Here is a 19,968-nt window from a genome sequence, read left to right on the forward strand (position 1 = left end):
CTCTTAATCCGCTGGTGCAGCGTCCCACGTACGAGGTCAGGTAGGGCTCTGCATCTCGGTATCGGCATGCTGTCGAGCACCTGTCTTCGGCTCACTCCACGTCTCAGTGCCGCGGATCCCGCACCACCGCTGCCGCTGACCGCGCCAAAGCCCCGGGCCCACCAGCCCAACGCGATCCTAGTTTCGAGTGTCCAAGGTCAGGGGCAATTCCCTTCATCACAGCCGCATCGACGAAATCCGGGGCGGTAGCTGTCAAGATTTTTGAGGCGGGTAGTTCAGGGATTCTTTGAGTCAGTGTTGTTACTGGTCACGGGTGGGTTGGTTGATCCAGGCTGTGGTGGGCAGGGTGGCGGGTTCGGGGTGTTTGCGGATGAAGCGTTCGGGGTTGCGCTGGTAGGCGGCGGTCAGGACCTCGGCGCGGACGGCGTTGACGGTGTCGGTGTGTCCGTGGTGGACGTCGTGGGGGGTGTGCCAGGCGATCCCGGAGTGCCGGTGCGCGGTGTTGTACCAGGTGAAGAAGGTGCGGCAGAAGGCGCGGGCCTGGTCGATGGTGTCGAAGCGGTCGGGGAAGTCGGGCCGGTACTTCAGTGTCTTGAAATGCGCTTCGCTGTACGGGTTGTCGTTCGAGGTCCGTGGTCGTGAGTGGCTCTTGGTGACGCCGAGGTCGGCGAGGAGGAACGCCACGGGTTTGGAGGCCATCGAGGTGCCGTTGTCGGCGTGGATGGTCAGCGTGTCGCGGTCGATGCGCTGCTTGACGATGGTGTCGGCCAGGAGTTTCTCGGCCAGGATGCTGCTCTCGCGGTCGGCCAGGAGCCAGCCGACGACGTAGCGCGAGTAGATGTCGATGATCACGTAGAGGTGGAAGTACGACCATTTCGCCGGTCCGGCCAGCTTGGTGATGTCCCACGACCAGACCCGGTTCGCGGCGGTGGCGACCAGTTCCGGTTTGACCCGGGCCGGGTGGGTGGCGTGGCGGCGCCGTTCGCGGACTTCGCCGTGCTCGCGCAGGATCCGGTACATGGTCGACACGGACGCGACGTAGGCGCCCTCGTCGAGCAGTTCGTGGTAGACCGTCGCCGGGGCCTTGTCGACGTGCTCCGGATGGTTCAGCAGCGACCGCAGCGTGGCACGTTCGGCCTGCGACAGCGCCCGTGGCTGCGGCTTACGTTCGCGTGGCACCCGCACGGGCGCCGGCGACCGGCGGTGCCGGCGGTAGTGGCTGGCCTGCGGCCGTCCGGCCGCCGCGCAGGCCGCCCGCACCGAGCCGAGCAGGCCGGTGAGCTCGACGATCGCCTCGTCGATCATGGTGTCGGCTCGCTCCCGCTGTTCGGGCTGCCGGTCGCGAGTTGACCCAGCAGCGCGGAGAGTTTTCCCTGCACCTCGATCACCGCCCGGGCCTTCACGAGCTCGGCCTGCAGACGCTCGTTCTCCCGGCGCAACCGGGCCGTCTCCCGTTCCCGCGGATCAGCCGGCGGACGCCCCACCGGCTTGGCCAGGCCTTGGCGGGCACCGGCGTCACGCTGCGAACGCCACGCCGCGATCAGCGACGTGTACAAGCCCTCCCGCCGCAGCAAGGCACCCTTACCCGCCTTGTTCAGCGACTCGTACTCCTCCAGGATCCGGGCCTTGTAGGCGGCCGAATACGTTCGTGACCTGGCCTTCGCCGGCACCTCAGGATCAGACGCCGCACTACTGGAACTCACCGGGCCGGGTCTCCTCGCTCGCCCTCAACTCAACATTTCAAGAGTAGATCTTGCCTCACATGATCTTGGCAGAGAGGGGGGGCTCGCAAAGTACGTCGTCATGCCGTGATGCTGTGGGATTCTAGATGGCCCATAACGGTCTGGTTGGCGGCCCAACCGTCCGGAAATTTGACCGGTTCATGAAGATGGACGGGCTCACCGGACGGATGCGCGTCGAGGAGTTCGCGGATGCCCGCTCGCCCAACGAGCACAGGCTTGCCGGTGCCTGGAGGTCAGCACACAGAGACGGCCGGCCTCGAGGTGGAAGGTGGTCGCGTCGCGTCTTCCCGAGAGGGGATGGAGCACGACGGTCACGTCGTACTCCCGGCCTTGCAGGCGGTTGGCGGTGTCGACGGTGAGACCTGGTATATCGGACAGGGTGGAGCGCAGTGCAGCGACCTGATCGCGGTGAGCGGCGCCGACCGCGATCCGGTCCGGCGTGAGCGCCTTGGACGAATCACCCGAGCGGGCGACGGTTCCTCGATCGAGGAACCGCCGTGCGACCTCCGCGACGGCGTTCACGGCTTCCGCGTCGGTGCGCGTCGTGTGCCGGGCCGGGAGTTCCAGGAATCCCCAGCCGGAGGCTGCGGCTTCTGCGAGGACGGCATCCGCAGGGGTGCGCCCGAGGGCGCGCGTACTGAAGCTCAGCTCCCGTTCGCCCGGTCCTGTGCCGGGGTCCGGAACCCGGTGTAGGGATAGAACGCGGACGCCACGACATGCTCGGCGCTGGCTGGTAGCCGCCAGGACACTGGCAGGCGATGAACGGGCAGGTCCGGGTTGCTGCGGAGTAGTCCGGCCACCGCGCTCTGCATCGGGTCCCACCTCAGTCCGCGCCATCGGTCGCTGTCCACCACCGAGAACGGGTCGAGCTGGCCGGGATCACCGACGAAGAGCGCCCGTTCGAACAGGGGCGCGACGGCCAGCAACGCGTCCGACCGCATTTGGTAGGCCTCGTCGACGATCGCCCACGTCCATGACCGATCTTTGACGTACGCCCACTTCGCGGCGGTGGCGACTGTGATCTCGCAGTTTGCCAGGGTGGCTGCCTTGTCGTGGACCATCACGTTGGTCAGTCCGGCGAGCCGCGGCGGTATGCCGTGGGTGGATCCGGTCAACCGGCCGACGACAATGCCCGGCGCTTCGTGGGCGAGGCGGGCGGCGAGGTTGCAGGTGAGATCGTCGACCTGCTCGTTGGTCTGGGCGACGATCATCAGCCGCTCGCTGGCCGTGGCTAGCTCGGCGGCGGCCCGAACTACGAGGGTTGATTTGCCGGCGCCGGGTGGTGAGTCGACGACCACGCCGCGGTGGGTGCCGGAGCGGAAGTCGGCCAGGATCGCTGTGGTGACGCGGTCGGCTTCTACCGCGGGGTCGAACGTCATTCCCACACCTCCTGCGCGTCGTCGTCTGTCGGCACGTACGGTTGCGGCGGCCCGCCGTGGGTCCACGGGGTTTGATCGATCGGTGGCAATTCCGGGGTCCGGAAGCCTTCCGGGTAGGCGCTGGTGTAGGTGGTGTCTTCGTCGAGTTCTGGGACGCTGCCCGGCGGCGGTACGGCACTGCTACCCATTCCGCCTTGGAGTTGCAGGGTGACGTACGCGGCGTCGGTCTCCCGCCGGAGCTCGACGATGGTGGCTGTCTGTTTGGGATGGCTCGGCGCCTGCAACGTGGTGCCGGATGCCAGGTCCACCGGGTCGCCGGTGCGGACCACGATCAGTGGCCGAGTGACGCGGCGGCCCTTGTCACTCACGATGCGTCGGTCCCGGTCCACCTCGACGACCGTGCCCTCGAAGGCTTCGCCGGTGATCCGGTAGTTCGCCATCACTAGGGGGTCGTCGAGTGCGCGGGTGGCGTCGTAGGTGGCCTGTTCGCGTTCCAGTCGTTGCAGGCGTCGGGCGGCGGTGACCGCGCCGTCGTGGCGCGCCTGCCGGCGGCCGTCGGATGTGAGGTAGTCGTGGTAGTTGGTGAAGTCGCGCCGGTCGCTGGTCCACCGCGCCTCGACGCCGGCGGCGACGGGCAGTTCGCGCAGGGTGTCGATGGCGCGCCACATCAGGCGCCAGGTCGGTTCGAACTGGCTGTGGAGGTCACGCTCGAGGCGTGCGAAGGCGCGGATGCGTTGTGGGCTGTCCGGAGCGGCTTTGTCGTAGGCGCGGATCGCGGGGGCGAGTACTTCGTTGTCGAAGGTCGGATCGGTGCTCGGCCCGGCGGGTGGCCAGATGAGGGGGTCTTCTGCGGCGATTGCCGCTGCGAAGCCGGTGACGCCATCGGGTGGGCTGATCCAGCCGAGCAGGGCGGCGAGGTTGGCGTCCTCGAGGGCGCTCTGCCCACTTGCCCAGTGCAGTCCCAGTGCCGAGGTCATGGCGAGCAGGGCGGACGAGCCGGGGTGGTCGGCGCGTTCGGCGAGGTGGGTGAGCCAGCGGCCGAGCATGGGCACCTGCGCGGGTACGGGGTAGGGCCCGGTGGTGCGGCGGAAGCGGGTGGAGCGGCCGAGCAGTTTGACGAACCCGACACCCGCGGGGTTGGGGACGAGGAGCTGCGGGGCGTCCGAGAACACCCTGTCGTTGCCGGACATTTCGACGCGCTGGGTGCAGGACCGTATGTAGTTGAGCACCAGGGCGGCGAGTTCGGCGGCGAAGGCGAACCGTAGATCCCTGTTGCGCGGCTGCGGCACGACGAGCAGGGTCGGTTTGGTGGCGTCGGTGCCGAGCATCGCGGCGAGGGGGGCGTTGGCTTCGCCGGCCATGGCTAGCGGCACGAACACCAGGGGCCGTTCGGCGAGGTGGACGTGGCGGCGGGTGGCGATCGGGAAGGCACGGCCGGCGTCGACGGCGCGGGCGCGGGCGTACGCGGAAATGGCGCTCATGCTTGCACCGAGCCGTAGATGCGCGCCGTGGTCCGCAGCCTCGCCGCGGCCTCGGCCTGGTCGTCGGAGGCAATCAGGCTGCCGTCGGCGAGGCCGAGAGCGTGGGCGACGGTCTCGACGCCGCCGAGTTCTTCGCGGACGCCCAGGCCGAGCGACGCGGTGCATCCGCTGGCCTCGTTGCGGCAGAAGAACGCCATCTCGCACTTGGCGAGGCAGTCCGGTGCATACCGCGCTTCGATGTCGGCGAGCGCGGCCACCAGTTCCTCGGCCGAGCGGGTGGGCCTGTCGTCCTCGCCTGGCGACAGGTCCAGGGTGAGGCCAGGCGGTAAGGCGCCGACGAGGGTGTCGATGCGGGTCAGCCGGGATAGCTGGTGATCGAGCACGATGAGCTGCTTGCGGACGTCGATTTTGGTGGCGACCGGCGTACTGGAGAAGTTCTTGGGGCAGACCAGCACGATCTCGTGGGAGACGGCATCGTCGTCGCCCAGCATCCGGCGCAGCGCCAGGACATAGACGGCGGACTGGATCGCTGCGGCCGCGACCTTGCCCCCGTCGGCTGTTCGTCGATCACGGCGAATGACTTGATCTCCACGACGTGGAACTTGCCGTTGTGGTGGAAGGCCACGAGGTCCGGTTCGAGATAGACGAGGTTGCCGCCGACGTCGAGGGTCAGCAGCGGGTGGTCGAAGAAGGTCGACCCGCCGTCTGCTGCCGCGCGGGTCAGCAGCTGCCGGGACCGGGTGTGCCGGATCTCCTGGATGGTGTGGCCGCCGACGTCTTCCAGATCAGTTTGGCCGACCTCGGGAAGGTCGAGTTCGAGCGTCTCGCGCAGCAGCTTGATGAGCTCGGCGAAGCCGTTGGCTTTCACCTGCGCCTCGAACGAGTTGCCGCGGGTGATGGCGAACTGTGACTGGCCGAACTTCGCCGGATATCCGACGTGACGGGCGAGCTTGTCCTTGTCTACGCCGGCGGCGTCGAGCACGGCACGCCGTACACATCCGGGGTTGCCGGCCAGAGCGGCTACCGTGCGCGCGTTGTGACGTTTCGCAACGCCGGCGCCACGGATGCGGCGAAGCCGCTCGGAAGTGTCATTGTCCATCGGTCGTCCTTCACGGAAGACGGGTGTAACCGGAGAGTGTCAGGACCCGGTCGCGGAGATGCTCCGCAACCGGGCACCGAAGAGCTGCTCCACGTCGTTGAGCTGCTCCTTGGCACGCTTCGCAGCCGCTTCGCGGTACGACCGGTCGGCGTTCAGGTGGATCTCGAGTTCGGCCTCGGCGGCTTCGGCGACCGCCGCCGGGGTCATGGCGTCAGTACTGGTGGCGGCACCGGGAATGCTGACGGCGAACCGCCACAACAGCCGTCGTGCCGCCAAGCCAGGGTTGGTGGTCCGATCAACATGTTCGGCAAGGCGGATGGCCGACGTGAGGAAATCAACGCGCGGGCTGAGCGGCCCGATGACGCGGGTCGCCATCGGCCAGGTGGAGACCGCGAGTACGCCGCGGGCCGGCGCCAGCAGGTCGGCGGTCAGCGCCGAGCAGAGATAGTACGGCCGGGAGTGCGGCGCCGACCGGAACGACCGCTCCTCATCGCGCCGCAGGCTGGTCAGTCGCGCCGGCACCATCTCACCCACGTGGAACGCCTCGTGCACGGCGATGATCAGTTTCGGTGCAGCAGGTGCTCCCAGCAGCGTGAGTGCTTGGTGCACCTGCTCGCGCAGCGGCAGCAGCGGACCTTCCTGCCGTTGCACCTGCTTGATCGGCTGATTGATCTGCTCCGCCAGGTCGTCCAGTGCGTCTTCCCACTGCCGTTCCGCCTTGCGCAGCTCTGCCCGCAGCTCCCGGGCACGGTCACGCTCCCCCGCCGTCACCGCCTTGCGGACGGCGGCGCGGAGCCCGTCGATGCGGCGCTCGAGGGCCTCAGCTTGGGAAGTCATGTCAGGTACCGTACGGTATTCCAGCATCTTCCAGCAATTGCCAGTTTGTTTACAGATTGGTGGTAACCGCAGTTCCCCCAACGCCGTCATGTTCGGCCCAGGAGGGGCACAGATGACCAGAGATCGGGCAGGGACCGTCCGTTTGTTGATGTCTGGCGCTCCGCCGGCCACACCCTTGCCGACCTCGACCCGGCCGAGGCCAGCCTGCGGGGCCGCCCATCGCCATGAGCGACTTCCCCGCCTGCTCGTCCTCTCATCAACCGGGTGCTCGGCGATCGTGCACCGCATCTACGCTCGTTCGTCGACGGCCGCGATGCCGACGTGGCCCGCACGAGCGCGGCGGGAGTCTCGCTGCTGACTCGCTACCGAAACCTGCGGCTCGACGAGCTGTGGCTCGACCACGACCTTGGCGAGGAGGACACCATCTGGCCGGTTGTGGAGGTCTTGGAGCGGGCAGCCTTCGAGGAACAACGCTTCGACATCGGCGCCATCAACATCCACTCCGCCAACCCGGCCGGCGCCGGGAAGATGGCGCAGGCCCTGCGGCGCTGGGGCTACCGCGTCCGGGTCGCCGCCGGATCAGCGGAGGTCGCCTATCGAGAGCAGCCGCCTGCCATAGGCTGACCGGCCGCGATGCGAGGGAACAGGAACAGGCCCCGGCGGTCAGCGACAACGCGGATACTCAGGGCCGGCTTTCAAAAGGTCGGCGAACACGCGTGTCGCCGTACCCGTCGTCGACAGCCGGGTTCCTGATGCCGCGCGCGTCTGGCGGCGGGCGGGCCGGCAAGCCCGGCGCGCAGTGTCACCGGCGATGGCCGCGGTCCGGTGGCCGACCCTCTCGCAGGCGACCTGAAGCAGATCTCCGACCGGCGGTCGCGTTGACCTTGAGCTGAATGTCGTGGGTGATATCTGGCCTGGCCTCATGGCCAGAGCGGGTTACAGCCGCTTCAGTTCCCGGGGAAACCTCAACAGTCCCGGGTCCAACGCCCCGTCGCCGGCCGGGAAGGACGAGACAACCGGACCGACTGACGTGTATCGGTTGCCACAGGTCAGTCGGTGCGGGCGAGCACGATGCGGCGTAGCTGTCGGACGCCTCGTTCAAAGTCCTCCAGGTCGGCAGGACTGACATCTGGCAGAGCGGCGAAGCTGGCGGCAGCATCCTCGATAGCCTCGAGGACCGTGGTGGCCTCATCGTCCTCCGATCCCGCCACGGCACCGATAGCGACCCGTTGCGAAGCCCACGGGCTACCTCCCGGCTCCTCGGTAAGCACGTCGCTGAACATCAGGTACTCCGCCTCATCCGGCGTGACGTCCAACTCGCTCGCCCATGCGTACGTCATGCTCAGATATCGGTCGTAGTCACCGACTTGCCAGTCGAGCCGCACTTGATAGTCGGCGTGCCGGCGTAACCACCGCTGGACCAGCCGGTCAAGGATCAGAGCCGGCGGCGCGTCCGGGCCGCTACAGAAGTAGAGATACTTGGTGGCGAAGGCAACGCCGAGATAGCGCAGCCGGTGTTTCCTCAGCCAGGCGAACGCCATCGCACCACCGTCGCGGCGCACCACCTGCGCCGCCTCGCGCAGGACCCGGGGCGCCTGCGGGTTCTCCCGCAGCACCCGCGCCGCGCGGAAGGCACCATAGCCGGCGGGCCCATACCCCCACGCCATTGCGGCAACGAAGGCCTGCATCGCCTGCGCCTCGCCGTCGGCTGCGGCGGCTCCCCAGTCCACGACGCAACTGCGGTCCAGCTTGTCCGGCAACGACGTCAACAAATCGTGATACTCCGGTAGGGTGGCCTGCCATGTGGATCGGTTCCACCGCATGGCTTTTTGGTCCTGTCGGCCGCCGCTGTCCCAGCGGAGAAACGCCTCCCGCAGCTGGTTGGGGATCGCAGGCACCGTATCGCTCGGCATAAGGGCCATGCTGTCACCCGCCGGTACCAACGATCCCCCGACACGAGAATCGCCACGATCCGCCGTACACGGGACGCACTAACATCGGCCAGATCCGGATGCACTACGGGACAACTCCGCGCTGCTCAAAACTACGCAGGGTCATGTTCAGCTCGTAACAGCTTCCCACTCGGCCACCCGGTCAGCGGCTCCGTGAACGTGCCCGGACTCCCAAGGGCGACGACTGCGACTTCGACCGATCTACAGATTGGTCCATCCGCCGGCCTCCGTGGCCAAGCTGTCGCAGACGCGCACCACCAGGTCAGCGCCGCCCACCGTCGGAGGTGTTGCCACCATGCGGGAGAACCGATCTTTGCGAAGGATCGGAGACGTGGAAGGGACACCTGGTCATTCGGGCCCGTTGCGGCGGCGGTGTATGACAGGTGCTAATGATGCTGTGGCCGATCGCTAGTCGCCTCGCTCGGGGTTCCATCTCGTGACGGTGAGGCGGGGATCTCTCCGAATCGTTTCTACCTCGAAGATGATGTGGTCCTGCGCCTTGACGGTGAGGCAGCGGTCGCACAGGTACGCCACCAGGCGCAAGCCGTCGAGCGAGTCGTAGACCGTCGACCCGTAGTTGCCCGAGGTCGTGACAATCACCCCGTCGCTGGGCACTGGCGGCTGCGCCGACATGCCGTTGTCCTGCAGCGTTACGCCACACCCGACGCACTGCATGACCAGGGCCGCGTCACGTTCTCCCGCCTGTTGCGCTGCGGCCTGCATCATGTCCTCAATACTGTCGAACGCGATGCCTCCCCCGGCTTCCAATTCCTTGGTGCCGCGGAGTATCCGCTCGGCGTTGACCGGATTACTGAGCAGGTACTCCGTCTCATCCATCTCGCCGTCCCCGCGGCGCCGTTGGCGGAGCCAGGCGATGATGATGTCGTTCATCAATTGGCCGGGGTTCGTGTCCGCCTCGATCGCCGCCTGGGCGATCTCGTCGGAGTACTCGCTTGGCAACGCGGCGCGCAGTACGGGATCAGGGCCACCTACGACGGTCCAGGCGTGGCCCACGCCGGAGGCGGGGCGAGTGCGCGACGGCATATGTGTCAGGTCGTAGCCGGCTTCGGCTTCGTCCGCGAGCTCCTCGATGAGGGCGTCGGTGAGCTCGACCCCGTCGCTCGAGTAGCCGTAGACCGCCTTTCGGTCGTTCCGATCGATGGCCTGCGCCCCGCTCGGGTCCAACGGGGGCGCCAAGGCGACCTCCGTCGCCGCGACTGTCGCGTCGTGCCAGCTCCCGCGAAGCCAGCGCTGACATGCCGGGCAGGTGACGTGCTGCCAGTCGTTCTCGTGCGGGACGTCCTTCGCCGACTCGCCGCACGGCGTGCGGTCTGCCTGCGACGCCGCTCCGCTGTAATGCTTCACCATGACTCATGCACCTTCCCGGTTCGTCGATCAACTCGCTGATCATGAGCTGTCCCACCGACAAAAACCGCAGGCCGGCAGGCGTAGGCGCGCCGGGTTGGACCTATTGGAAGAGATCATCGCGCCGAATCGGCAGGACATGTCAACCCACCGGACGCAAGAGGCCGTCCGGTACGGGGGCTCGGCTGTCGATTCGGTCAGGCGTACGCGGCGTGACGGGTCACAGATCATCGCCGACGCGGCCAGCAGGCTGATGCGGGCCTCACCGGTCGCTTCCGGCCCGACCGCCGGCCGTTCAGGTGCGGCGCGCCCGGGACGGCCCGGGCAGGCTCCGTTGCGTCCGTACGCGACACGCCGCCAGCCACCAAGCTGACCGCGGCGTTCAGCGAGCTAGCCCGAGCCATCTGGGCCGCGGCGCCCGACCGCTCGCCGTGCCGGCGAAGGGTTAACGCATCGGCGCCGAGTTCCCGGACGGCTGGGCCGCCGACCAAACCGTCGTGGGCTGCCTTGCCACACACAGCATCACGGCTTGACGATGTAACCGCAGGCGGGAATGCCGAGCCGATGTTTCTGACCGGCGTCTACGTGCTCGGCCGGGTGCTGCTAAAGGCCCTGGCGACAGCATCGGCGGCATCATGGTGCAAGTGTTTGACGACGCTTTGGTAGGTGTCGCGGGTGAGTGTCGTGGTGGAGTGGCCGAGCTGTTCAGAGACGACTTTGATGTCGACGCCGGCGGCGAGTGCGACGGTCGCGGCGACGTGGCGTAGGTCGTGGAGTCGGATAGGTGGGAATCGCGTGCGGGCGATGAGGCGCCGGAATGCTTGTGAAACTGAGCTCGGGTTCCATGCCTTGCCGTTGCGGCGCACGAAGTACAGACCGGTGTCGGGCCAGTCACGGCCGGCTTGGAGTTGCCAGGCGGCGCGTCGGGCGCGGTAGGCCCGTAGGACGGCGACGGTCTCGGAGTCGAGGACCACGTCGCGGATCCCGGCCGTACTTTTGGGGGCCTTCTGCCGTTGTCTGCCGCCGTAGGCGGAGAGCTGGTTCACGATCGACACTTCGCTGCACTCGAGGCGGACCTCGGCGGTGAGCAGGCCGCAGGCTTCGCCGCGGCGAAGGCCGCGGTAAGCCATGAGGTGCAGCAGTGGGTGCAAGTCCGCGGCGTGTTCGCTGGTGTGGTTGAGGAATTCACGGGTGGTCTGTGGAGTCCACACCATCACTGGGCTGGGAATTCGTCCGGTGGCCCGCCATCGGGCGATGCGTTCGGGTTCCCACACGACCGGCTTCGGCCGTGGGTTGGGGGTCTTGATCAGACTGGCTGGGTTCACCACGCCGGCGATGATCTCTTTGGCGAGCGCGTCGTTGAACGCTTTGCGTAAGGTGCTCCGGATTCGGGCGATGGTCGCCGGTCCGGTCGGGCGTACCCCGCGGACCGCGGCGCGTACGGCAGCGTCGGGACTGGCATGCGCATCACGGATGTCCTGGTTGCGGACTTCAATCTGTTCGACGAATTGCTCGATGTGGTGGGGACGCAGCCGGTCCAGGACGATGTCACCGAGGTGCGGGATGAGGTGCGCCTGCAGATGCGACTGGTAGGTACGTGCGGTGACCGGATCGACTTTGACCCTCGCGATCCAGGTGGTGAGCCATTCCGCGACGGTCGGAACGCCGATGAGTGGGCTGCCGGTACGCAACCGGCTACGGAGGTCGTCGAGCGCGGGCAGGGGCAGCGCGCAACGTACGGTTGTCTGCAGCAGGTCGGCGACCTGGGTGCGAGCGACGCGGTCGCGTCCGGCCAAGGTGAGCGCGGCCCGGGCGTGCTCGAGCTCGCGGACCGCGCCGGCACGGTCGGCGAGCCCTGAACGGCGTAGCTGCCGACGACGGCCCTCGCCCGTTGGCGGAAGCTCCAACTGGTAAGCCCAGGATCCGTGAGTGGGGTTCCAGGACCGGTTCGCACGGCGCAGCTTCGGGCAGCGGTCACCCGACACCTCCCGGGTCTGCAGGCCGCGACAGCCGCACCGTTTGAAAACTGACCCGTCTGCCATCAGACCCAGACCTTCTGCCGCTGCCAGAGCATCGATACGCTCGCAAAGTGTGCAAAGCTCGCGATTACACACATTGTCAAGCTAAGGCCTTGTGCGCGCCCCAGTCACCGGCTTGCAGAATATGAACGTCCCTCGCGTCTTGCCGCCGACCTGACGGACTGCCGGGTCAGCCGAATCTGGCTGCTGAGCGGTTGTGCGACGCGGGATGATCGGACTGTTCAGCGCTGCCGGCACGATCGATAGAGAAGAAGTGGTGTACAGCAGCCAAATTCAACACGTGACTACCCCTAAGGCAGTAGCTCATCGGCTACCGCCCAAGCTGCAAGGACGTTTGGCGTTCAACAGTCCTCGTCACCCTGAACCACTGCACCTTCAACATGCACGGCTACGCCCCGGCCGATCTCGGACTCTCTGCAGAGGCGAGCTGCCCAGCAACTGGTGAGAAGTGGTGGCCCAGGCGCGAATCGAACGCGCGACACCCGCTTTAGGAGAGCGGTGCTCTATCCCCTGAGCTACTGGGCCGTGCCAGAAGATTACCAGCGCCACTTGGCCCCGGTAACCGCGGCGCGTACGCCCGGCGGGCCACCAGCCCCAGGACCTCGTCGCCGTCACCACCCGGCGAATCTCCAGGGTCGTAGTCCAGGAACGGGATGAACTCGTCCCGCCGCGTGAAGGTAGTGACCGCTGCTGGGCACTACTGAGCGCAAAGATCCGCCCAGGTACCGCGTGTGCAGCGGCGCAATTCGGTAGTCAGGCGGCCGCTAGCCAAGTAGTTCGCCGGCCGCTGCTGCCGTGGAAGAAGTCGTAGTACTCACCGGTGACGTTCTCGCCGTCCGCCTCGACGGCTGCCGGCGTTGCAATAGGGCGGGGCAGATCCTATCTGGCACTACCTCGGTACATCCGCCGAAAGACCAGGGCAGTTCCGGTAGCGGCCGGTGGAGAACATCAGTCCGATGCCATCGTTTCAGCTGCTGCTCTGCCGCGTGGAGGGCGCCGATGCTCGCCTCGATGACCTCGATGACCTCGATGACCTCGATGACCTCGACTACCTTGCTGGCTCCGTCGCCGACGTATCCGCGCATCCGGCAGGGTATGTGCCCTTACCGAACACGCAGAAGGAACGCGCGCCGGGGCCGGTGGAACCGAATCAGATACGGCAGATGTCGCCCGTTGCCGCCACCGCAGCGTTCCGGACAGCTGATCGCAGGAGCGGCAGTCCAGCTTATTGAGGGTGAGCTGCTGTAACGCACCGTAGGAGCGCACCCCCACACTCGATGCCGGGGCGGCGTCGTACCGCGACTTGCTCGGCGCCGACGATCTGCCAGTCGTCCCGCCGTCCGGCTGCCACGCACCGAGTACAGCCGCTCGGGCGTCGAGCTGCACAACAGCCCGATCGCGGCTCAGCCTCTCCAACCAGTGTTAATCCTCGGCCAGCGGGTGTCACAACTCCAGCACGCGCCGTCGGAGCGTACGGTGTCGTTCCGTATGCGGGGGGTGATGCCTGCCGAGGTTTCTCGCTTCGCGAAGGAGAACACTGATGGCTGAGACTAGGAGCGCAGGGTCCGGCGTTTCTATCGTCGAGCGATGGCGGCGTTTCCTTCGAGCGGTTAACCCTCCGTGGGTGCTCCGTGGGTGCTCCGTGGGTGCTCGGATGTTCCGGACCCTGGACGGATTTCATGTACGGTTCCCGGATTCGGGTCCTGATTGGATGCGCTCCACTCGATCACCCTGCGCAATGTATGGGCTGACCTGCTGATACTGGACGGGAACCAGGTGGACTGGGCACCGAGAATCAGGACGAGGCGTCGCTACGCTCCGCGGAGTGGAAAAGGGTGATAGCTGCGGATTAAAAGTCCTCAGCTCTGCCATTGAGCTAGCAGCCCGCGCCATCAGGCTACCCGAGGCCTCGCCGGCCAGGCGCGCGGCTTTCCCAACACTCCTCTCCGCCACACCCATCCCGGCGAGCGGGCCGGGAGGCATAGCGCTTGCGGCAGCGCTGGGCATTCGGAGGCATCCGTCCAGGTTCGCGGCCATCTGCGGCCTTGGCGTCGCGGACCGGTTCCCAGGTTTCGGCGTCGCTGCGCGCACCTGTCGGGAACAGGTCGTTCTTCACCGCCTCGCGGGAGCGGCTCGCGGGTGCGTGGGAGGGCCGTACGGGCGGTTGGCTCAGGATCTGCCGGTGTGGGCCAGGATGGCGCTGATCGTGGTGTCCCAGACCTGGCGGGGCGGCATCTGGTGGCCGACATGTTCGAGCGGCAGCAGGCGAGCGCCGGGGATTTCGGTGGCCAGCGCCCTGGCGTGGGCGAACGGGAAGAGCGGGTCTTCCGTGCCGTGTATCACCAGTGCGGGTGCGGTGATCTCGGGAAGCCGCGCCCGGAGCGGCTTCACGCCGTCGAGGAGCCAGTGGTTGGTCATGCTGGCCGCGATGTTCGTGGTCCGGTCGTAGGTGCGCGCGGCGGCGTGGCGGGACTGTGTCTCGTCCAGGCCGGGGCCGGCGAAGTGTCGTTCGCCGTCGATGAGGTACTCGATGACTGACGACCGATCCGACCAGTCTGGGGCGGGCGTGGGGTTCGCGAAGAGGGCCTGTAGCTCCTCCGATGGGGGTGGAAGTTCGGCCTGGTGGGGGCCCTGAGGCCCGCCAGGGGTTGTGGAGATCAGCGTCAGTGAGGCGACGCGGTCTGGGTGTTCGACAGCGATCCGTTGCACGATGCCGCCGCCCATCGAGATTCCAACCAGGTGTGCTCGCGTCAGGCTGAAGTGGTCGAGTAGGCCAAGAGCGTCGTCGGTCAGATCGAGCCCGGTGTATGGCGGGGCCCCCGCCTCGTAGCTGGTCGATTGGCCCGTGTCCCGGCTGTCGTAGCGGATGACGAACCGCGGTCCTCGCGCGAGGCCCAGGCAGAACTCGTGGTCCCATGCGTCCATCGAGGCGGTGGCTCCGGCGAGCAGCAGCAGCGCCGGGTCGGCCGGATTTCCGACCGTCTCGACACACAGGTCGACGCCGTTGACTCGCAGGATCGCTCGGTCGGTGCGGGAGTCCGTCATGTCAGCAGAGTACTTCGTTCTCCGTACTTGATACTATGTTTTTCGTAGTGGTGGAGGGGTGGTGTCTCGGATGTCAGTTCGGCGCGGTTACGGCGAAGCCTGTCCGGTCGCCCATGCGCTCGATATGATCGGCGATCGGTGGGCGCTTCTCGTCGTGCGCGAGCTTCGGCTGGGGCCCAAGCGGTACACCGATCTGCAGTTGAGCCTGCCCCACGTCGGGCCGGCCGTGCTCGCCCAGCGCCTGCGCGAGTTGGAGCAGGCAGGGGTGGTGCGGCGCCGGGCGCTGCCGCCGCCAGCCGCGACCCGCGTGTACGAACTCACCGAATGGGGCCAGGAGCTCGAGCCTGTCTTCGGCGAGCTCGCCCGTTGGGGTTTGCGATCGCCCGTTGTCCAGCGCGAGGGCGAGTTGAGCGCCGACTCGGTTGTGCTGGCGCTGCGGACCTTCTTCGAACCGCCGGACAAACCACTGTGGACCGCAATGTACGAGCTGCGGCTGGGCCGCGACTGTTACCGCGTGCGGGTGGACGGGGGCTACCTCGTCGAGGTGGCGCGTGGGGAGCTCAGCGGCGCCGCCGACGCTACGCTTGAATGTGATCGGATGACGCTGCACGCTCTACTCAACAAGACTTTGAGTGTCACGGCAGCCGTCACATCCGGCGAACTGAGGCTCACCGGCAGCACGAAGGCCGTACACCTGCTCCTTGACGCCGTCCGCAAGGAGCCGCGGCCCGTACCTACCGGTCCGGCTGCGCGCGCACGAGGCCGGACTCGTACGCGGCGATGACGAGCTGGGCCCGGTCGCGAGCGGCGAGCTTAGCCATGATGCGACTGACGTGGGTCTTGACCGTCAACGGGCTGAGCACGAGCGCCACGGCAATATCCTGATTGGACAGACCGGACGCGACCAGGGTGAGCACCTCGCATTCGCGCCTGGTGAGCGTTGTCATCCGTCCCGCCTCCGGCACCTGCCGCTCGGGCTGGCGGACCACCCTTTCGATGAGCGCTCGCGTCGCCCCCGGCGACAACAACGCGTCACCGCCTGCGACGGTCCGGATAGCATCGAGCAACTGCTCCGGTCGGGTGTCCTTGACCAGAAACCCGCTTGCGCCGGCTCGCATTGCCTGTACGACGTTGTCGTCGGTATCGAAGGTGGTCAGGATCAGCACCCGGACGCCGGCCAGGGCATCGTCGGCCGCGATCAACCGGCTCGCCTCGATGCCGTCCAGGTCCGGCATCCGGATGTCCATCACCACCACGTCGGCTCGGCTGCTGCGGGCCAGGGCCACCGCCTCCGATCCGGTCTGCGCCTCGCCGACCACCACCATGTCGGCGGCCGAGGCAACGAGGAGGGCGAAGGCTCCGCGGACGAGCGCTTGGTCGTCGGCGAGCAGAACCCTGATCATCAGCGAGCGTCTCCTTGCCGGGTCGGCAGGTCGGCCACGACCTCGAAGCCGCCCAGGTCACGCGGTCGCGCGGTCAACTGTCCGCCGATCCCACGGGTTCGCTCCCGCATGCCGATGATTCCGTACCCCTCGTGGCCCGCCGCCGCCTTCGTCGATGGCGTTCCTCCGCTGTCCGCAACGGTGAGCTGAACCGAGGACGCAAGGTACTTGAGAGTCACCCGAGTCGCCGCACCCTGCGCGTGGCGGGCCACGTTGGTCAGGGCCTCCTGCGCAATCCGATAGGCGGTCAAGTCGACCGCCGGAGGTAACGGACGCGACGTGCCGACGGTTCGAAGGGCCACGTCGACGCCGGCGAGGTTGGCGGAGGCGACCAGGCGGTCCAGATGGGTGACACTCGGCGTCGGACTCCGGTCGTCGGAACCGGTCGTGTCGGATTCGGTGCGGTCTGTGGCTCGCAGAACGCCGAGCGCGGCGCGCAGCTCGCCCATGGCGGTACGGGACGTCGCCGCGATGGTCGCCATCGCGGTGGCCAGCCCGCCAGACTCCGATGGGTCCCCGGCCGGGGACAGATAGGTAGCGACCGAGGCCTGAGCGTTGATGACCGCGATGCTGTGGGCCAGAACATCGTGGAGATCCCGCGCGATGCGGAGCCGCTCCTCCACCACCCGCCGGCTGGCGTCGTAGCTGACGTCGGCGATGAGCGGCAGCAGCGCGGCACCGCCGAGCAGGCGGATGCCGGTGTAGAGGCGCGCCGGCATGGCCAGCAGAATCCCGGCGGCGAACCAGTACCACATCGCGGGGCGCCGGGCGCGGTGTCCCGCGTGCGAACAGACCACCCGACTGGGCCACGGCCGGTCCATCGAGACGCCCGTCACATCGCTCCGACCGACCTCGCGCTCCCCGAGAGAACGCGCCACAGGCGGATCGCGGTGCTCGCCCGGATAGCCACCGGTACGCCCGGACCGGTGGTCCCGGGCAGCCGAGCATCAGCCCTTGACGGCGAGCTTCTTGCCGTAGGCCTTGACCGTGAACGAGACCGACTTGTGGGTCCACGGGTTCGTCGCCCGCAGCAGGACGCCGCGGTCCACGGTGGCGACCTTGATCATCTTGGTACCGGTCCCGCGGTCGAAGTCGGCCACATCCTGGCGCACGATCTTGCGCAGCTTGGCGACCTTGATCCGGTGTCCGTGCGCGGCCCGGCGGGTGTCGGCCGCGCCCTCGGAGGCGACCTCGCCGACGGTGGTCTTCATGTTCACGTACGCCACGCCCTTGGCCAGCGTCGTCGAACTGATCGTCACCGACGCCGTCGGCAGGGTCACGTGTTGCGCCCCGTAGGCGTACGCCGTGGTGTCGGTGAAACCCTTGCCGGTGCCACGGCCGCTGGACAGCGTCCCCGCCGCACTGACGTGCAGGGTGATCGCCATTTCGTAGTCGTCGTGGTAGGCGTAGTCACTGGACCCGTCGTCGTGCACGGTTTTGGTGCCTGCGTACTTGCTGTCGGCCAGCGCCGCAGCAGGAGTCCCCAGACCGCCCCCGAGGTAGTCCTCGAGGGTCAACGACGGCATCGCGGTGAACTGGTAGCGAACCCCTGGCCGGCCCATCATCTTCACCGCCGCCCGCTCGTCCGGCCCGGTCAGGGACTGGTACACGCCTCGGCCGGCGACGACATATACGGCGTACCCGTCGGTGCCGAACCGGGATCGGGTGTATGCGATCTTGTGCGTCCGGTCGACCACCACCGAGGAGGAGCCCGACATCGAGCCCTCGGAGTAGGTGTCGGTGATCTTCCAGCCGTCATGGGCCGCGGCCGTCGACGCGTCGGCCACCGTCTTGAGCTCCGCCGCCATCGCGGCCGCGTCCAGCGAGGTCGTGCTGTCCGCGGCGTATGCGGGACCCGGCAGGGCGAGCAGGCCGGCGGCGAGCGCCACCCCAGCGGTCAGCAGGGAGGAACGGGACGGACGCAGCATCGATACTCCGAGTACAAGCGAGGGGGGTGAATCAGGGAACAAAAGGTATCGAACCCGGCCAGTCCGCGAGTCGACGCTGCAGCCAGCATTACTGAACGTTGCGAGCGGCATGGTCACCGTCCGGCTGGTCAGCGGTAACCCGCAGTCCCGACCCGGACAGGGCCGACCACCGAGGCCACGAATAGCGACCGAGTGGTGACTACCCGCTAGGACTTAGGGCCACGGCAGGATCTCTGACTCGTGATCGAAGACATCGGTGAAGGCCTTCGACTTCCGACGCGATGTGAATCGAGAGCCCGCGTTATGCCGCGCACCTACCGCGGAGCGGATCACCGGCTCATAAGCATCTCCTGCAGTTCCGGAAGCCGGCCGAACAAGACGGGGAGACCGCGCAGGCCGTTGCGCACGGATTCGTGCGAAAGCGCAAGGTCAGGACCGGTGCCGGGCTCGACACCGCGGAGGCAACGCAGGATGTTCCACCTCGTAAATCCCAGCCAGCCGCCAATGATGAACACGAACCAACTCGGTCCCCACGGCGGCAGCGTTCCGCCCTCTGCGACATAGCCGTCAAGGACCGAGCGGAAGACGGCGGGTTGAACGTCGTCGAAGCCAGGTCCCTTCGCGAGGCTCAACGCGGTCGAGCCAAGTTCACCGGCCAGGTCGAGCATCCCCGAGAGTTCCCAATCGAGCACCACCGGCCGCCCTTCTCGAGAGAGCAGGTTCCACGGTTGGATGTCCCGGTGGGTCAGCACGACAGGGCCTGGGCGCTCGCAGGTGTCGACGAACCGCGCAATTGCCAGGAGCGTCTCGGCCTGGGACCTGAGTTCGCCGGCCCAGGGCTGTCCTGTCGCCGTCGCCCGCTCGACGAGCGCCGGCCAGTCTCGTGGCACCGGCTCCTCGATCGGGACGGCGGTCCACGCGACGTCGAGCGCGTGGAGACGCGCGAGAATGCCACCGATCTCGAACGCGTACCCCGCCGGCACCGGTTCCTCCGGCATCTTCTCGCCGTCGACCCATCGATGAACGAGCACGTGATCACTGGCCAGGATGGGCTCTGGCATCGGGATTCCGGCGGCGAAGGCCGCCCGCTCGAACCTGAACACGTCCTCGGCACGGTAGGTCTCGCGGCGATCGAGGAGGTTCAACTCCTTGACCGCGAATGAGCCTAGGTCGGTGTCAAGCCGGTACAGCCGGTTGGCGAACCCACCGCGGACCTGGGCCATCGGACCGGTCGGCGCGCCGAGACAGGAGAGATCCACCCCACGCAATCTAAGCGCGGCAGTTCTTCGATGCACCCGCTTTACCCGGTAGGCGTACGCAATGGCCGTCCCGCTCGTGTACGCGACGCGGCGCGGCATCGTCGCCCCGTTGAGCGCGACGATCACTGCGCTCAAGGTTCTCGCGGGCAGGGACCCTGACCCAGCGGGTCGACACCAGGACCATGGGTGGCCGCGGCGGCGACGACAACGCCGTTCTCGTCCCCGATCGGTACGACGATCGTCGATACCCTGATCCGACTGCCGTCCTTGCGGAGACGGGGTGATCCCTACGGCGCGACTTGAGGATTTCGCCGCTCGAAAACCTCGCCATACAGGTGATACCGGACACTAGGTCAGGACACGCGGAACCAGGCCCGGCCGGCACGCGCGGGGAGCGTGC

16 protein-coding genes, 1 tRNA gene and 1 pseudogene are annotated in these 19,968 nt (G+C 67.5%); 3 read left to right on the top strand and 15 right to left on the bottom strand.

The window, feature by feature from the left end; all coding sequences use genetic code 11:
• Nucleotides 1-300: 300 nt before the first annotated feature.
• The 6 genes and pseudogenes from AB0F10_RS22790 to AB0F10_RS22815 all read right to left on the bottom strand — a co-directional run bounded on the left by AB0F10_RS22790 (nucleotide 301) and on the right by AB0F10_RS22815 (nucleotide 6,565).
• Nucleotides 301-1,703 (bottom strand): IS3 family transposase gene (locus AB0F10_RS22790; RefSeq protein WP_360628332.1). Its coding sequence is split into 2 segments (ribosomal slippage): nucleotides 301-1,373 and nucleotides 1,373-1,703, totalling 1,404 coding nucleotides; the frame shifts between segments, so codons are not numbered across the junction.
• Nucleotides 1,704-1,801: 98 nt separating this feature from the next.
• Nucleotides 1,802-3,121 (bottom strand): annotated as a pseudogene (locus AB0F10_RS22795) (AAA family ATPase).
• Nucleotides 3,118-4,602, bottom strand: a complete 1,485-nt coding sequence (locus tag AB0F10_RS22800; protein WP_360628334.1) for a hypothetical protein — start codon at nucleotides 4,600-4,602, stop codon at nucleotides 3,118-3,120. The pseudogene AB0F10_RS22795 and the gene AB0F10_RS22800 overlap by 4 nt, the downstream one beginning before the upstream one ends.
• Complete coding sequence (locus tag AB0F10_RS22805; RefSeq protein ID WP_360628337.1) at nucleotides 4,599-4,985, bottom strand: hypothetical protein; 387 nt, start codon at nucleotides 4,983-4,985, stop codon at nucleotides 4,599-4,601. Before AB0F10_RS22805 ends, AB0F10_RS22800 begins: the two co-directional genes overlap by 4 nt.
• On the bottom strand, nucleotides 4,958-5,701 hold the full coding sequence (locus AB0F10_RS22810) for a hypothetical protein (RefSeq protein WP_360628340.1): 744 nt from the start codon (nucleotides 5,699-5,701) through the stop codon (nucleotides 4,958-4,960). Before AB0F10_RS22810 ends, AB0F10_RS22805 begins: the two co-directional genes overlap by 28 nt.
• Before the next feature lie 39 nt (nucleotides 5,702-5,740).
• Nucleotides 5,741-6,565, bottom strand: a complete 825-nt coding sequence (locus AB0F10_RS22815; RefSeq protein ID WP_360628343.1) for a hypothetical protein — start codon at nucleotides 6,563-6,565, stop codon at nucleotides 5,741-5,743.
• 237 nt (nucleotides 6,566-6,802) lie between these two features.
• Between AB0F10_RS22815 and AB0F10_RS22820 the strand changes: the two genes are divergently transcribed.
• Complete coding sequence (locus tag AB0F10_RS22820) at nucleotides 6,803-7,162, top strand: cyclic-phosphate processing receiver domain-containing protein (RefSeq protein ID WP_360628346.1); 360 nt, start codon at nucleotides 6,803-6,805, stop codon at nucleotides 7,160-7,162.
• Nucleotides 7,163-7,587: 425 nt separating this feature from the next.
• On the opposite strand, the gene AB0F10_RS22825 is transcribed toward AB0F10_RS22820, so the two are convergent.
• From AB0F10_RS22825 to AB0F10_RS22840, 4 genes are all read right to left on the bottom strand, one after another.
• Nucleotides 7,588-8,451, bottom strand: a complete 864-nt coding sequence (locus AB0F10_RS22825; RefSeq protein WP_360628349.1) for a hypothetical protein — start codon at nucleotides 8,449-8,451, stop codon at nucleotides 7,588-7,590.
• Nucleotides 8,452-8,898: 447 nt separating this feature from the next.
• Nucleotides 8,899-9,858, bottom strand: a complete 960-nt coding sequence (locus AB0F10_RS22830) for a hypothetical protein (protein ID WP_360628352.1) — start codon at nucleotides 9,856-9,858, stop codon at nucleotides 8,899-8,901.
• A gap of 578 nt (nucleotides 9,859-10,436) precedes the next feature.
• Nucleotides 10,437-11,762: a tyrosine-type recombinase/integrase gene (locus AB0F10_RS22835; protein WP_360628355.1), complete on the bottom strand. Its 1,326-nt coding sequence runs from the start codon at nucleotides 11,760-11,762 to the stop codon at nucleotides 10,437-10,439.
• Between the two features lie 581 nt (nucleotides 11,763-12,343).
• Nucleotides 12,344-12,419, bottom strand: a tRNA-Arg gene (locus AB0F10_RS22840).
• Between the two features lie 413 nt (nucleotides 12,420-12,832).
• Here AB0F10_RS22840 and AB0F10_RS22845 point away from each other — a divergent pair.
• Complete coding sequence (locus AB0F10_RS22845; RefSeq protein WP_360628358.1) at nucleotides 12,833-13,126, top strand: hypothetical protein; 294 nt, start codon at nucleotides 12,833-12,835, stop codon at nucleotides 13,124-13,126.
• Between the two features lie 937 nt (nucleotides 13,127-14,063).
• Here the strand turns inward: AB0F10_RS22845 and AB0F10_RS22850 are convergent.
• Nucleotides 14,064-14,939 (bottom strand): alpha/beta hydrolase, encoded by an 876-nt coding sequence (locus tag AB0F10_RS22850; RefSeq protein ID WP_360628361.1) that lies wholly within the window; start codon nucleotides 14,937-14,939, stop codon nucleotides 14,064-14,066.
• 70 nt (nucleotides 14,940-15,009) lie between these two features.
• On the opposite strand from AB0F10_RS22850, the gene AB0F10_RS22855 reads away from it, so the two are divergent.
• Nucleotides 15,010-15,723: a winged helix-turn-helix transcriptional regulator gene (locus AB0F10_RS22855; RefSeq protein ID WP_360628364.1), complete on the top strand. Its 714-nt coding sequence runs from the start codon at nucleotides 15,010-15,012 to the stop codon at nucleotides 15,721-15,723.
• Here AB0F10_RS22855 and AB0F10_RS22860 read toward each other — a convergent pair.
• The 4 genes from AB0F10_RS22860 to AB0F10_RS22875 form a co-directional block, all read right to left on the bottom strand.
• The gene (locus AB0F10_RS22860; protein ID WP_360628367.1) at nucleotides 15,674-16,342 is read right to left on the bottom strand and encodes a response regulator transcription factor; all 669 of its coding nucleotides are present in this window, start codon (nucleotides 16,340-16,342) and stop codon (nucleotides 15,674-15,676) included. The genes AB0F10_RS22855 and AB0F10_RS22860 overlap by 50 nt on opposite strands.
• Nucleotides 16,342-17,136 (bottom strand): histidine kinase, encoded by a 795-nt coding sequence (locus tag AB0F10_RS22865; RefSeq protein WP_360628370.1) that lies wholly within the window; start codon nucleotides 17,134-17,136, stop codon nucleotides 16,342-16,344. The genes AB0F10_RS22860 and AB0F10_RS22865 overlap by 1 nt, the downstream gene beginning before the upstream one ends.
• 192 nt (nucleotides 17,137-17,328) lie before the next feature.
• Complete coding sequence (locus AB0F10_RS22870) at nucleotides 17,329-18,309, bottom strand: hypothetical protein (protein ID WP_360628373.1); 981 nt, start codon at nucleotides 18,307-18,309, stop codon at nucleotides 17,329-17,331.
• Between the two features lie 329 nt (nucleotides 18,310-18,638).
• Nucleotides 18,639-19,694 (bottom strand): phosphotransferase, encoded by a 1,056-nt coding sequence (locus tag AB0F10_RS22875; RefSeq protein ID WP_360628376.1) that lies wholly within the window; start codon nucleotides 19,692-19,694, stop codon nucleotides 18,639-18,641.
• Between the last annotated feature and the right edge of the window lie 274 nt (nucleotides 19,695-19,968).

The sequence above is a fragment of the Actinoplanes sp. NPDC026623 genome (assembly GCF_040638275.1).
Lineage (GTDB): Bacteria > Actinomycetota > Actinomycetes > Mycobacteriales > Micromonosporaceae > Actinoplanes.

Excerpts from the sequence above, each read along its gene's own strand:
- AB0F10_RS22800 (WP_360628334.1), bottom strand. The coding sequence starts at position 4,602 with ATGAGCGCCATTTCCGCGTACGCCCGCGCCCGCGCCGTCGACGCCGGC.
- AB0F10_RS22810 (WP_360628340.1), bottom strand. The coding sequence starts at position 5,701 with ATGGACAATGACACTTCCGAGCGGCTTCGCCGCATCCGTGGCGCCGGC.
- AB0F10_RS22815 (WP_360628343.1), bottom strand. The coding sequence starts at position 6,565 with ATGCTGGAATACCGTACGGTACCTGACATGACTTCCCAAGCTGAGGCC.
- AB0F10_RS22825 (WP_360628349.1), bottom strand. The coding sequence starts at position 8,451 with ATGCCGAGCGATACGGTGCCTGCGATCCCCAACCAGCTGCGGGAGGCG.
- AB0F10_RS22830 (WP_360628352.1), bottom strand. The coding sequence starts at position 9,858 with ATGGTGAAGCATTACAGCGGAGCGGCGTCGCAGGCAGACCGCACGCCG.
- AB0F10_RS22850 (WP_360628361.1), bottom strand. The coding sequence starts at position 14,939 with ATGACGGACTCCCGCACCGACCGAGCGATCCTGCGAGTCAACGGCGTC.
- AB0F10_RS22855 (WP_360628364.1), top strand. The coding sequence starts at position 15,010 with ATGTCAGTTCGGCGCGGTTACGGCGAAGCCTGTCCGGTCGCCCATGCG.
- AB0F10_RS22860 (WP_360628367.1), bottom strand. The coding sequence starts at position 16,342 with ATGATCAGGGTTCTGCTCGCCGACGACCAAGCGCTCGTCCGCGGAGCC.
- AB0F10_RS22865 (WP_360628370.1), bottom strand. The coding sequence starts at position 17,136 with ATGTGGTACTGGTTCGCCGCCGGGATTCTGCTGGCCATGCCGGCGCGC.
- AB0F10_RS22870 (WP_360628373.1), bottom strand. The coding sequence starts at position 18,309 with ATGCTGCGTCCGTCCCGTTCCTCCCTGCTGACCGCTGGGGTGGCGCTC.